The organism is Halopseudomonas xiamenensis (genome assembly GCF_014219065.1).
GTDB lineage: Bacteria > Pseudomonadota > Gammaproteobacteria > Pseudomonadales > Pseudomonadaceae > Halopseudomonas > Halopseudomonas xiamenensis.
This window is the reverse complement of sequence record NZ_JACLGO010000010.1, coordinates 1-13,314: the sequence shown is the minus strand read 5'-3', so window position 1 is coordinate 13,314 and position 13,314 is coordinate 1. Positions and strand designations below refer to the sequence as shown.

Sequence of the window (13,314 nt, the reverse complement as noted above, 5' to 3'; positions counted from 1 at the left end):
GCTACTTCTTCATCCACACCCCATTGAGCATGATGTACTGCCCGGCGGGAGTACGCTCCAGCGCCTTCTTGCCGGCCATGGACTCGACGTCGCGCAGCTGGATGTTGTTCTCCTTGGCCAGGCGCTGATATTCATCCCGCCGCGCCTGGTTGATCTGGCGGGCGATTTCCGCCGCATTGCCACCAGCGGCCACCACCCCCAGATAACCATCGGGCTGCTCACCCAGTTGCCCGGCCGCCTTGGCCGCGGGCAGGGCCGACATCGCCTCGTTCAGGCTCAACGCCAAAGCGGGTGCGCTCAGCAGCAGCGCCAGCAGCAGACCGCCCATACGGATACTCATACGCATGCCATTCTCCTTCTAGAACAGTCCGCTGGATTCACTGAACAGATCATCCAGTTCCTTGTCGACCTTGATGTAGATCTCATGCTGGATCTTCACATTCAGATTGATGTTGATCGGATCGCTGGGTGCCGCCAGCTGTACCGTCGGCGTACAGGCGGTCAGGACCCCGACAGCCATCGCCACTATCATCAGACGCCAATGCATATACCTCTCCTGTCATGGGTTACGCCGCTGCAGGTAGTGCTGCTGAACCCGGTTCCTGATGATCTCGCTTACCTGCCCACTGAGCTGCAGGCTGGTCAGCAGGGCCGGAATATCTTCTTCCAGGCGGATGTTCAAGTGCACCGGCCGACCCTGCTGGAAGGCCGGGTTGCTGCCTTCGAGCCGCAGCCCGAGCACCAGTACGCCCTGCTCATCATAGGATACATCGCTGGCCAGCACCTGATAATGGAAGTTGTCCAGCGCCGCCGCCAGCTGTTCCAGGTTGGGGTTGCTGGCCGCCAGGTCGCGTAGTTGCTGCGCCTGGTAACGCAGCACGCCACCGGGCTGGCGCGCCTGCAGCCGACCATCCTCGACCAGCAACTTGCCATCCACCAGGCTCACCGGGAAGCGCCCGTCCAGCGTGCCCTGGCCGCTCAATCCTTCGGCGGGATAGACCTCGAAAAGCCGCGCCAGTTCGACGCCCTGCACCACCGCCACCAGGGTCTGCCGCGCCTGGCCCAGGTCCACCTTCGCCGGCTCCAGTTGCACGCGCCCATCCAGCACGCCGATGCTGGCGCTGCGCAGGTCGAGCACACCAGCCGCCGGCTGGTCCAGGGCAGCACTGTAGCTGCCACTGGCGCTCAATGGACCCAGCGGCAGGCCCGGGTCCAGGCTGCTCAGCGTCAGCGCCTCACTGGACAGCCGCAGCCGCTCGCCCTGCAGCGACACATCCAGCGGCAAGGACAAGCCACTGAAGCTGGCCCGATCGTAGATGCCCTGGCCGCCGCTCAGCGTCAACCGGCCGCCGAGCTGGTCCAGCCCGGTGCGCCCGGTGGCCTGCAACTGACCGCTGATCCGGCCGCTGGAGAAGCTGAGCAGCGCCGGCCAGTCGCTGAAAGTCGCCGCCAGCGGATCAGCGGCGCGCAGGAAGATCTCGCGTAGTGTCAGATCCAACCGCCAGGGCTGATCGGTCGGCCACGTCAGCCGCAGGTCGCTGTTCAGTCCGCTGAGTGCTGCCAGGCTGGCATCCAGGGTCAGGCCGGCGGCCGTATGCTGCAGGTTGCCCTGCAGGTTCCAGCCCTGGGGTTTGAGTGCGGTATGGTTGAGTCGGCTGACGCCGAGCTGCAGCGGGGCCTGCAGGCTCATTTGCGCAGGCGTGGCCAGCGGCAGTTGCAGCGTCGCCTCGGCCAGGTCCGCGCGCAGACCGCTCAGTTGCAGACCGGTCTCGGCCAGGTCCAGGCTGCTCGCCGTCAGCAGTGCGGGGCTGCCCAGGGCCACGGTCAGCTGCTCGCTATCCACCTGCGCCTGCAACGGCCAATCCAGGCGCAACCCCTGCAGTTCGATACCCGATAGCGCCAGGCGCTGCGCCGCCAGCTGCAGCCGGGCATCCGCCAACCGGGCTTGCCACTGCGGCTGGCTGGTCAGTTCCAGCGCTGTTTTCAGCTCACCGTTCACCGCCCCTTCGATCCGCAACTGCACCGCCAGCGCAATGCTCTGTCGCCAACCCGCCAGACTGCCCGGCAGTGGCTTTACCTGCAGCGCCAGAGCGCTTGGGCGCAGTTGCACCGGTACATCGGCCAGCGCGGCCAGCTCCAGCTCGGTCAACTGCCAGTCCGCCTGCCCTTCGCGCAGCAGCCATTCGCTACCGCGATTCTCCAGATCGACCGCAGCACTACCACGCAGCTGCCCCAGCCCAGCCAGCGGCAAGGGTTGCGGCACGTCCAGACCAGCCTGCACCAGATAGCGGTCGGCCTGCTGCTGTAGGCGCAGCCAGCCATCCAGGCGTTGCGTGCCGGCCTGCAGATCGAGTCGGGCATCCAGCATCATCGGTTGCTGGCGGCTGCTCAGTTGCAGGTCGCCCTGCAGAGTGCAGAACGCGCCTTCGCAGGGCAGCTGTAATTGCAGGCTGTCGACACTCAACTCATCAGGCAACCAGGACAGCGGCCCGGCCAGATCGGCCAGTGCCGGTAAGCTCCAGTCATCGTCTGCCGGCTCACGTCGCGGCAGGTTCTGCGCCGGCTGCCAGACCAGTTGCATCTGCTCCACCTGCAGTTGCGCAATACGCGGCCCGCCGCGCCAGGCCGGCTGCAGCCGGACCCCGTGCAGACGAAAACCCAGCCGGCCCTGCTCGGCAACATAGGCGCCGCTGAGCTGCTGCAAGTGCAGCGCGCCATCCCCCCAGCGCAGCTGCTGCCAGTCCAGTTGCTCGACCCCGGCCGCGGTCAGGCTGCGCTGCAGCCACTGCCCGGCCAGCAAGGCCGCCAGCAGCACAAACAGCAATACCACCACAGCGCTGATCGCCGCTTTGCGCATCGACCGCTCCCCCAAGACAAACATCAGCTATCAAGGTTAGCATGCAGCACCAATCCAATTGATGAAGGCTGCGATATGGATATTCTCCGCCGGATCAATCGCCGCAAACGTCGGCCCCGCCCGTTGCGCTGGCTGATCCTGCTGTTGCTGGCACTGTGGCTGGGCATGGGCCTGTTCCAGGCTCTGCGCCCGCTGCCGGAGGGCCTGTCGGTCGAGCAACCCTGGCGCCCGGCGGACAATGTTCAGCTGCTGCTGGACCAGACCTGGCAAACGGCGGACGGCCAGCGCCACAGCCGCCAGCAGATCTTCGACCAGGTGCTGGAGATCATCGGCCAGGCCCGCCACCTGGTGGTGCTCGACATGTTCCTGTTCAACGAGTTCGCCGGCCAGAACAGCTTCCGCTCGCTGTCCAGCGAACTGTCACAGGCATTGATCAGCGCCCGCAGCCGACATCCGGGGATGGAGGTGATACTGATCACCGATCCGTTCAATACCCTGTATGGCGGTGTGGACAACCCTCAGCTGCGTGCCCTGCAACAGGCCGGGGTGCAGGTGGTGATGACGCCCCTGCAGCAGCTGCGCGCCTCCAACCCGCTGTGGACCGGCCTGTGGAGCCTCTGCTGCCGGTTCGTCGGCAACAGCAGCGAAGGTGGCTGGCTGCCCAATCCGGTGGGCCAGGGCAAGGTTACCCTACGCAGCTATCTGCACCTGGCCAACTTCCGCGCCAACCACCGCAAGACCCTGGTGGCCGATGCGGGCGACAGCTGGACCGCCCTGGTCACCTCGGGCAATCCGCACGATGCCAGCAGCCGGCATAGCAACCAGGCGCTGCGTTTCGACGGCAGCGCCGCCCTGGACCTGCTGCAGACCGAACAGGCGGTAGCGCGCCTGGCAGGGCTCGATACCCGCCACTGGCCGCAGCCAGCCGTCAGCCAGCCGCCTGCAACCGGACCCCGGTTGCGCGTACTCACCGAAGGCGAGGTGCGTGACGCCCTGCTGCAGTTGATCGACAGTGCTCAGCCCGGCGACCGGCTGGACATGGAAGTCTTCTATCTGTCCCATCGCCCGCTGGTCGAAGCGCTGATCAGTGCCCGGCAACGCGGCGTGACGATACGCGCCCTGCTGGACCCGAATCGTGATGCCTTTGGCCGGGAAAAGAACGGCATCCCCAACCGCCAGGTCGCCTGGGACCTGCACCGCGCCGGCATCCCACTGCGCTGGTGCGCCACCAGTGGCGAGCAATGTCACCGTAAATGGCTGCGCCTGGACCGCGCCGATGGCAGTAGCGAACTGATCAGCGGCTCGGCCAATTTCACCCGGCGCAACCTGGACGACCTGAATCTGGAAACCGATGTGCAGCTGGCTGCCAACCGCGATCATCCAGCGATGGCCGATGCACGCTCCGCCTTCGAGCGACTGTGGAGCAATGCCGATAGCATCACCTACAGCCTGCCCTACGAGGACTTCGCTGATCACAACGTTGGCCGGTATCTGATCTATCGGGTGATGGAGGCGACGGGGTTGTCGACCTTTTGAGCCGCTCTCCCGGAACGTGGCGTTCTTGGGAGGTCAGGGCTCCAACCCTACCTCCCAGGCCAGACCTCAGCCCAACTCCGCCAGACAAGCCTCGATAATATCCATCCCCGCCTCCACTTCCACATCGGTCGCGGTCAGCGGCACCAGGAGACGGATCACGTTGGCGTACTGCCCACAGGACAACAGGATCAACCCCTTCTCGCGGGCCTTGATCACCAGGCTACTGGCCAGTTCCGGGTCGGGGTGGCCATCCCCGGTCATCAGCTCGCAGGCGACCATCGCGCCCAGCCCGCGCACCTCAGCAATACGTTTATCGCCTGCGGCCAGTTGTTGCAGACGGTGGGTCAGCATGTCGCCCAGGGTACGGGCGCGGGCCAGCAGGTTCTCTTCCTCGAATACCTCCAGCACCGCCAGCGCGGCGGCGCAGGCCACTGGGTTGCCGGCGTAGGTGCCGCCGAGGCCACCCGGGGCGATGGCGTCCATCAGCTCGGCGCGGCCGCACACACCGGCCAGCGGGAAGCCGCCGGCCACTGACTTGGCGAAGGTGGTCAGGTCGGCGGTGACGCCCATCTGCTGCATGGCGAAGAAGCTGCCGGTGCGCCCGGCGCCGGTCTGTACCTCATCGGCGATCAGCACTATGCCGTGCAGGTCGCACAACGCGCGCAGACGCTGCATGAATGGCGCCGAGGCGACACGGAAGCCGCCTTCGCCCTGCACCGGCTCGACCACCAGCGCGGCAATGTCGCGCGGCTCGGCGTCGTTCTTGAATATCTGCTCGATGCTGTCGATGGCGTCATCTTCGCTGACGCCGTGCAGCGCATCGGGGAAGCGGGCACGGAACACGCCGCCGGGCATCAGCCCCATGCCCGAGGCGTAGGGCATGACCTTGCCGGTCATTGCCAGGGTCATCATGGTGCGACCATGGTAACCACCGGCAAAGGCGATCACCCCGGCGCGACCGGTGGCGGCACGGGCGATCTTGACCGCATTTTCCAGCGCCTCGGCGCCGGTGGTGACCAGCAGGGTCTTCTTGGCGAAGTCACCCGGTACCAGCGCGTTGATTTTTTCGCACAACGCTACATAGGGCTCATAGGCCACCACCTGGAAGCAGGTGTGGGTATACAGCTCCAACTGGCGCTTGACCGCATCGATCACCTTTGGATGGCAGTGGCCGGTGTTGAGCACGGCGATGCCGCCGGCGAAGTCGATATACTGGCGGCCTTGCACATCCCAGATGGTGGCATTTTCCGCCCGCTCGATGAACAGTGGATGGATCTGGCCGACGCCCCGGGCCACCGCCTGCTCACGCCGCAGCATGAGGGATTCGTTGCTATCAGTCATGACGCTCCTCCTTTGGCCGGCGGGTCAGATCCCGCCCAGGCACAGGTATTTGATTTCCAGATACTCATCGATGCCGTACTTGGAACCTTCGCGGCCCAGGCCGGAGGCCTTCATGCCGCCGAATGGCGCCACTTCGGTGGAAATCAGCCCGGTATTGATACCGACCATACCGTACTCCAGCGCCTCGGCGACGCGGAATACCCGGCTCAGGTCGCGGGCATAGAAGTAGGCGGCCAGGCCGTACTCGGTGTCGTTGGCCAGGCGAATCACATCGGCCTCATCATCGAAGCGGAACAGCGGCGCTACCGGCCCGAAGGTCTCTTCGCGGGCGATCAGCATGTCGCTGGTCACCTCGGTGAGGATGGTCGGTTCGAAGAACAGCCCACCCAGCGCATGCGGCTTGCCACCAGCCAGCAGGGTGGCACCGCTCTCCACCGCGTCCTTCACGTGCAGCTGGACCTTCTGTACCGCCTCGGCATTGATCAGCGGCCCGGTAGTCACCCCTTCACGCATGCCATCACCGACCTCCAGCCGACGTACAGCGGCGGCCAGTTTCTCGGCGAAGGCATCGTATACCCCAGCCTGCACATACAGGCGGTTGGCGCAGACGCAGGTCTGCCCGGCATTGCGGTATTTGGAAATCATCGCGCCTTCCACCGCCTCATCCAGGTCAGCATCGTCGAACACGATGAAGGGCGCGTTACCGCCCAGCTCCAGGGACAGTTTCTTCAGGCTCGGCGCGCACTGCTGCATCAACTGGATACCGACCGCGGTGGAGCCGGTAAAGGACAGCTTGCGCACCACCGGACTGGCGCACAGCTCAGCGCCCACCTGCCGCGAGTTGTCCACGCCGGCGGTGACCACGCTCAACAGGCCAGCAGGCAGCCCGGCCTGCTCGGCCAGGTGCACCAGCGCCAGCGCCGAGAACGGTGTCTGCGGTGCCGGCTTGAGTACCATGGCGCAACCGGCGGCCAGCGCCGGACCGGCCTTGCGGGTGATCATCGCCGCCGGGAAGTTCCATGGGGTGATGGCCGCCGTGACACCGACCGGCTCCTTCTGCACCAGGATACGCTTGTCGCCCTGGTGCGCCGGGATCAGGTCACCGTAGACGCGCTTGGCCTCCTCGGCGAACCATTCGATAAAGGAGGCGGCGTAGGCGATCTCGCCCCGGGCTTCGGCCAGCGGCTTGCCCTGCTCGGCGGTCATGATCCGCGCCAGGTCCTCCTGATGCTGCATGATCAGCTCGTACCAGCGGCGCAGGATAACCGCACGCTCCTTGGCGGTACGCCGGCGCCAGGCCGGCTGCGCCGCATGCGCCGCATCGATGGCCCGCCCCGTGTCCTCCACGCCCATGTCCGGCACGCTGCCCAGGCGTTCACCGGTGGCCGGATTGAAGATCTCGGTACGCTGGCCGCGCTCGGCTTCGCACCAGTTACCATTGATGAAAGCCTGCTGGCGAAACAGCTCGGGGGCGTGCAATTCCATGGAGTTCTCCTGTCCGGGGGGTGGCGTCACGCATTTGCCACATCAGCGTTTGATATTTCAAACATGCTACGGCGGAAATGCGCTGTGGACAAGGTGGGAGCCCGCTATCGCGGCGAGGCGCCGCTCCCACCGGAATGCGCACTCCTGCAGGTATGTGCCGATCCCGGAAGGCCCTGCTCTCGCAAGCTGTCCACGGCAAGGCGGCCCTCGCCTACCGCTCATAAAAGCCGGATTGGTGTTCAGTGTAGACCTGTAGGAGCGGCGCCTCGCCGCGATAGCGGACTGACCCGTCAGCTCAGACCAGCGGCTCGTCATCCATCAACACATGGGAGGGTTGCTGGCCCTCCTCGAACAACCCGGCCACCCGCTGCAGACTGGCCAGCAGCATCAGTTGCTCCCAGTCGGCAAGCTGACCGAAGCGTTCGAGAAAGGCACTGGGCAGCAGCGCCGGTTCGGCCTGGATCACCGCCTCGCCCTTCTCGGTCAGGGTCAGGTGCACCTTGCGCTTGTCGCTCTGGCTGCGCACCCGCTTGAGCAGCTCGCGGTTCTCCAGGCGGTCGATGATGGTGCTCAGGGTCGCCTGGGATACGCTGACCTGCTTCGCCAGCGTGCCCAGCGTGCCTTCGCCGGTGGCCTGGATACTGTGCAGGATCAGCAATTGAATGGGGGTCAGGCCACTGTGCCGACCCAGGCGCTTGGCATGGATCTCGGTGGCGCGCTGCAGTCGCCGCAGGGCCAGATACAGATCGTGCATCATGTGGTGTTGCTCCCGGCAAATCAGCTCGTTGGGTGGGCATTCTGCCACAAACCCGAAACATTCCAGTAATAAGCATGACGAAATCCGCCTATCTGGAAAAAACGTCAAACAAAACCACGCCAGCGCTTTCCAATGCAATGGCCCGGGTTGGAAATCGGGCCGGCAAACTTTGAACTGGAACCGTTTCCCCAGGGAAACAGGTCTGCAACCGGGAGCAACAGATGTGTGGATTGGCAGGAGAACTGCGCTTCGACGGACAACTACCCGCATTGGCCGACCTGGCCCGGATCACCGGCCAGATGATCAACCGCGGCCCCGATGCCGCCGGTATCTGGGCCAGCGGCCCGGTCGCCCTGGGCCACCGGCGGCTGAAGATCATGGACCTGGCCGAGGCCTCCGGCCAGCCAATGGTCGATCCCGAACTGGGCCTGAGCCTGGTCTTCAACGGTGCCATCTATAACTACCCGGCGCTGCGCGGAGAACTGGAGGGCCTGGGTTACCGGTTCTTCTCCGAGGGCGATACCGAGGTGGTGCTCAAGGCCTACCATGCCTGGGGAGAGCAGATGCTCGAGCGTTTCAATGGCATGTTCGCCCTGGCCATCTGGGAGCGCGACAGCCAACGCCTGTTCCTGGCCCGCGATCGCCTCGGTATCAAGCCGCTGTACCTGTCCGACACGCCGCAGCGGTTACGGTTTGCCTCCAGCCTGCCGGCGCTGCTGCGCGGTGGCGAGGTGGACACCTCGATCAACCCGGTGGCGCTGAACCATTACCTGTCCTTCCATTCGGTGGTGCCGGCCCCGCTGACCCTGCTCAATGGCGTGAAGAAACTGCCGCCCGGCCATTGGCTGCGTATCGACGCCCAGGGCCGGCGCGAGCAGCATTGCTGGTGGACCCTGCACTATGGCGCGCATGCCGATGAGCGCGACCTGCGCTTCGAGGACTGGCAACAACAGGTGCTCGACAGCCTGCGCGCCGCGGTCAAGCGCCGCAACCTGGCGGCGGTGGATGTCGGCGTACTGCTCTCGGGTGGGGTGGATTCCAGCCTGCTGGTGGCCCTGCTGGATGAGGCCGGGGCACGCCATCTGCAGACCTTTTCCATCGGCTTTGCCGACGTCAACGGCGAGGCGGGCAATGAGTTCAGGTATTCCGACCTGATCGCCGAGCACTACGGCACCACCCACCACCAGCTGATGATTCCCGAACAGGAGATCCTCGACCATCTACCCGACGCGCTGGCGGCCATGAGCGAGCCGATGGTCAGCCATGACTGCATCGCTTTCTACCTGCTGTCGCGGGAGGTATCCCGGCATTGCAAGGTGGTACAGAGTGGCCAGGGCGCCGATGAAATCTTCGCCGGCTACCATTGGTACCCGACCGTCGCCGAGGCCGCCGACCCGCTGGCAAGCTACCAGCAGGCGTTCATGGATCAGGACTTCGCCGGCTATCGCGACATGGTACAGCCAGCCTGGGTGCAGCAGGATCATGCCGGCGAGTTCATCCGCGAGCATTTCGCCCGGCCCGGCGCCGCAGCGGGGCTGGACCAGGCGCTGCGCCTGGACACCACGGTGATGCTGGTCGATGACCCGGTCAAGCGGGTCGACAACATGACCATGGCCTGGGGCCTGGAAGCCCGGGTGCCCTTCCTGGATTACCAGTTGGTCGAACTGGCGGCACGCATCCCGGGGCGCTTCAAGTTGCCCGGGGACGGCAAGTACGTGCTCAAGGAAGCCGCACGGCAACTACTGCCCGCCGCGGTGATCGATCGACCGAAAGGCTACTTCCCGGTCCCCGGCCTGAAATACCTGCAGGGCAGCACCCTGGAATGGGTACGCGACAGTCTTACCGGCAGCCGCGCCCAGGCCCGCGGGCTGTTCAACCCCCGTTACATCGATACCCTGCTGCAGAATCCCATGGACCATATCACCCCGCTGCGCGGCTCCCGGCTGTGGCAACTGGCGGTACTGGAGCTGTGGCTGGATGCGCAGGGACTCTGACCAAGCAAAGGTGCATAGCCGATGACCCGTTCGCAACCTCCTGAACAACAGCGTCTGCGCCGCGGCCAGACACCCACCTGGGAGCGACTCAAGGCCGGCCATGCGCAGCAGGGCCAGCAACCCGGCGACGGGCTCACCGACGTCACCCTGGACTGCGGCTGGGGCCGGCTGCTGGTCGGCCATACCTTCAGCGACCCGCAGCGCCTGGCCGACAGCCTGCTGCAGGAAACCCCGGGCGAACGGGACATCGCACTGTATGTCGCCGATCCGCACGTGGTGCTGTCCTTCGCCCCGCAACAACTGTTTCTCGACCCGTCCGACACCCTCCGCCTGTGGTTCAGCAACTACCGCCCGGCGCACAGTGCGATGCGCGGCTTCCATATTCGCCGTCCGCAATGCGCAGCGGACTGGCAGGCGATCAACAAGCTGTACCTGGCCAACGGCATGGTTCAGGTCAATCCTCAACGACTCACGCCCAGGGAGGCCGGTGGGCCAGACTTCTGGCTGGCCGAGGATACCGACAGCCACCAGGTCATCGGCACCGTGATGGGCCTTAACCACGCCCGCGCCTACGATGACCCGGACCGGGGCGCCAGCCTCTGGTGCCTGGCCGCCGATAGCCATACCCAGCGTTTCGGTGTCGGCGAGATGCTGGTGCGCCACCTGGTTGAATATTTCATGAGCCGCGGCAGCAGCTATCTGGACCTATCGGTGCTGCATGACAACCGCCAGGCCAAGACGCTGTACCGCAAGCTTGGCTTCCGCCAGCTGCGCACCTTCACCATCAAGCGCAAGAACAGCATCAACCAGGCACTGTTCCTCGGTCCGCAACTGGACCGCGAACTCAATCCCTATGCCCGCATCATCACCCAGGCCGCGCGGCGCAGCGGTATAGAAGTGACCATCAACGATGCCGCTGCCGGGCTGTTCACCCTGACCCAGGGCGGACGCAGCATCCGCTGTCGCGAGTCGCTGAGCGACCTGACCAGCGCGGTGAGCATGACCCTGTGCCAGCAGAAACAGTTGACCCACCGCACCCTGCAACGCCACGGCCTGCGCACACCACGCTGGCAGCTGGCGGGTGAGGCGCAGGACAACGCGGCGTTTCTCGCCAAACACGACGCGCTGGTGGTCAAGCCCGACAATGGCGAGCAGGGCAATGGCGTGGCGGTGAATATCCGCGATACCGAGACCCTGGAACAGGCCATCGCCGAGGCCCGTCGCTTCGACAGCCAGGTACTGCTGGAGAGCTACCACGCCGGCGCGGACCTGCGCGTGCTGGTGATCAACTACCAGGTAGTGGCAGCCGCCATCCGCCAGCCAGCCCAGATCTGCGGCGATGGCCGCATGACCGTCGCCGAGCTGATCGACAAGCAGAGCCGCCGACGCCAGGCCAGCACCGATGGTGAAAGCCGCATACCGCTGGACGAGGAAACCCGCCGCACAGTGCAGGCCGCCGGCTTCGACATGCACAGCGTGCTGCCGGCCAGCCAGCAACTGCAGGTGCGGCGTACAGCCAACCTGCACACCGGCGGCACCCTGGAGGATGTCACCGCGCAGTTGCATCCGACCCTGCGCGATGCCGCCATCGCCGCCGCGCGGGCGCTGGAGATCCCGGTGGTCGGTGTCGACCTGCTGGTACCTGCGGCTGACCAATCCGACTACGTGATCATCGAGGCCAACGAGCGGCCAGGGCTGGCCAACCATGAACCCCAGCCCACCGCCGAATGCTTCATCGACCTGTTGTTCCCGCTCAGCCAACCCGGCTGAGCCCGACCCAAGGAGGCCCCATGCACACCGACCATGGACCCGACATGCAGTACCTGCGCCAGGTACTGCTGGAAATGCTGGCCATCCCCTGCCCCACCGGCTTCACCGATGGCATAGTGCGCTACGTCGCCGAACACCTGGACGCCATGGGCGTCCCCTATGAACTGACCCGGCGCGGCACCATCCGCGCCACGCTCAAGGGCCGCCAGCGCAGCCCCGACCGCGCCATTGCCAGCCACCTGGACACCGTCGGCGCCATGGTCAGCGAGATCAAGGACAGCGGCCGCCTGAAACTGGCGCCGATCGGCTGCTGGTCCAGCCGCTTCGCCGAGGGCAGCCGGGTCAGCGTGTTCACCGAACAGGGCTGCTTTCGCGGCAGCGTGCTGCCGCTGATGGCCTCCGGGCATGCCTTCAATACCGAGGTCGACACCCTGCCGGTGAACTGGGACACCATCGAACTGCGCCTGGACATCCTCAGCCACAGTCGGGCCGAAACCCAGGCCCATGGCATTGGCGTGGGTGACTTCGTCGCCTTCGACCCGCTGCAGGAATTCACCGAGAACGGCTTCATCAGCGCCCGGCATCTGGACAACAAGGCCGGCGCAGCGGCGCTGCTCACCGCCATCAAGCAGGTGGTCGACAGTGGGCAGCCGCTGCCCATGGACTGTCACCCGCTGTTCACCATCACCGAGGAAACCGGCTCCGGCGCCGCCGGCGCACTGCCCTGGGATGTCAGCGAGTTCGTCGGCGTGGACATCGCCCCGGTGGCGCCCGGCCAGGCCTCCAGCGAGCATGCCGTGACCCTGTGCATGCAGGACTCCAGTGGCCCCTATGACTACCATCTGACCCGTCACCTGCTGGGCCTGTGCGAGCGCGACCGGATTCCGGTGCAGCGCGACCTGTTCCGCTACTACCACAGCGACGCGGAATCGGCGATCCGCGCCGGCAACGATACCCGAGTGGCGCTGATCGCCTTCGGCACCGATGCCACCCACGGCTACGAACGCACCCATCGCGACAGCCTGGAAGCACTGACCCGATTGCTGGTGGCCTATGTGTTCAGCCCGCCGGTGTTCGAGCATGACAACCGGGACAACGCACCGCTGGAGCACTTCCAGCTGCAGACCGATGCCGACATGCCGCTGTCCAGCGAAACCCCGTTGCCACCGCTGGAGCAGATATTCGCCTGCAGCCAGGACGAGAAATGAACCAGGCCTGGGCGGTCACCCATCTCTGCTAAGCTGGGTCGTGACCTTCCCGCCATGAGAGAGTGCCATGCCCAGGCTGTTGCCCCTTGTTCTTGCCGCTTCCAGCAGTTTGCTCGCCTGTTCCATCCACGCCGCCAACCAACCGCTCAGCCTGCCGGCACAGATCATCCTCGGCGGCGGCGATGACGGCCAGGACCTGCAACTGCCGCTGGCCCGGCATACCCTGAACGCGGAACAGCTGACCGCCCCCAACCTCGGCGCCAACCTCTCGGAATCCCTGCAGCGGGTGCCCGGCCTGGTGGCGCTGAACCGGCAGAACTACGCCCAGGACCTGCAGATCTCCTCGCGCGGCTTCGGCGCCCGCGC

At 65.6% G+C, this 13,314-nt stretch carries 10 protein-coding genes and 1 pseudogene; 5 read left to right on the top strand and 6 right to left on the bottom strand.

Going from position 1 to position 13,314, the window contains the following annotated elements:
• Position 1 precedes the first annotated feature (1 nt).
• From H6X51_RS08590 to H6X51_RS08580, 3 genes are read right to left on the bottom strand one after another with little or no spacing between them, the layout of a single operon-like run.
• Positions 2 to 346, bottom strand: a complete 345-nt coding sequence (locus tag H6X51_RS08590) for a YdbL family protein (protein ID WP_185267137.1) — start codon at positions 344 to 346, stop codon at positions 2 to 4.
• A gap of 12 nt (positions 347 to 358) precedes the next feature.
• The gene (locus H6X51_RS08585) at positions 359 to 547 is read right to left on the bottom strand and encodes a YnbE family lipoprotein (protein WP_185267136.1); all 189 of its coding nucleotides are present in this window, start codon (positions 545 to 547) and stop codon (positions 359 to 361) included.
• 12 nt (positions 548 to 559) lie between these two features.
• Complete coding sequence (locus tag H6X51_RS08580) at positions 560 to 2,857, bottom strand: intermembrane phospholipid transport protein YdbH family protein (protein ID WP_185267135.1); 2,298 nt, start codon at positions 2,855 to 2,857, stop codon at positions 560 to 562.
• Between the two features lie 75 nt (positions 2,858 to 2,932).
• Here H6X51_RS08580 and H6X51_RS08575 point away from each other — a divergent pair, with 75 nt between their 5' ends.
• The gene (locus tag H6X51_RS08575; protein WP_185267134.1) at positions 2,933 to 4,393 is read left to right on the top strand and encodes a phospholipase D family protein; all 1,461 of its coding nucleotides are present in this window, start codon (positions 2,933 to 2,935) and stop codon (positions 4,391 to 4,393) included.
• A gap of 66 nt (positions 4,394 to 4,459) precedes the next feature.
• On the opposite strand, the gene gabT is transcribed toward H6X51_RS08575, so the two are convergent.
• The 3 genes from gabT to H6X51_RS08560 all read right to left on the bottom strand — a co-directional run bounded on the left by gabT (position 4,460) and on the right by H6X51_RS08560 (position 7,976).
• Positions 4,460 to 5,734, bottom strand: coding sequence for a 4-aminobutyrate--2-oxoglutarate transaminase (gene gabT / locus H6X51_RS08570; protein ID WP_185267133.1), 1,275 nt, complete (start codon positions 5,732 to 5,734; stop codon positions 4,460 to 4,462).
• 24 nt (positions 5,735 to 5,758) lie between these two features.
• Positions 5,759 to 7,219, bottom strand: a complete 1,461-nt coding sequence (gabD, locus tag H6X51_RS08565; RefSeq protein WP_185267132.1) for an NADP-dependent succinate-semialdehyde dehydrogenase — start codon at positions 7,217 to 7,219, stop codon at positions 5,759 to 5,761.
• 295 nt (positions 7,220 to 7,514) lie between these two features.
• Positions 7,515 to 7,976: a MarR family winged helix-turn-helix transcriptional regulator gene (locus H6X51_RS08560; protein WP_185267131.1), complete on the bottom strand. Its 462-nt coding sequence runs from the start codon at positions 7,974 to 7,976 to the stop codon at positions 7,515 to 7,517.
• A 221-nt stretch (positions 7,977 to 8,197) separates the two neighbouring features.
• On the opposite strand from H6X51_RS08560, the gene H6X51_RS08555 reads away from it, so the two are divergent.
• The 4 genes and pseudogenes from H6X51_RS08555 to H6X51_RS20055 all read left to right on the top strand — a co-directional run.
• A complete protein-coding gene (locus H6X51_RS08555) occupies positions 8,198 to 9,970 on the top strand; it encodes an N-acetylglutaminylglutamine amidotransferase (RefSeq protein ID WP_185267130.1) in 1,773 nt (590 codons plus the stop codon).
• A gap of 21 nt (positions 9,971 to 9,991) precedes the next feature.
• Entirely contained in the window at positions 9,992 to 11,740 is a 1,749-nt protein-coding gene (gene ngg, locus H6X51_RS08550; RefSeq protein WP_185267129.1) for an N-acetylglutaminylglutamine synthetase, read from the top strand.
• Positions 11,741 to 11,760: 20 nt separating this feature from the next.
• Entirely contained in the window at positions 11,761 to 12,948 is a 1,188-nt protein-coding gene (locus tag H6X51_RS08545) for an osmoprotectant NAGGN system M42 family peptidase (protein WP_185267128.1), read from the top strand.
• 253 nt (positions 12,949 to 13,201) lie between these two features.
• A pseudogene (locus tag H6X51_RS20055) lies at positions 13,202 to 13,314 on the top strand (hypothetical protein); the annotation flags it as partial.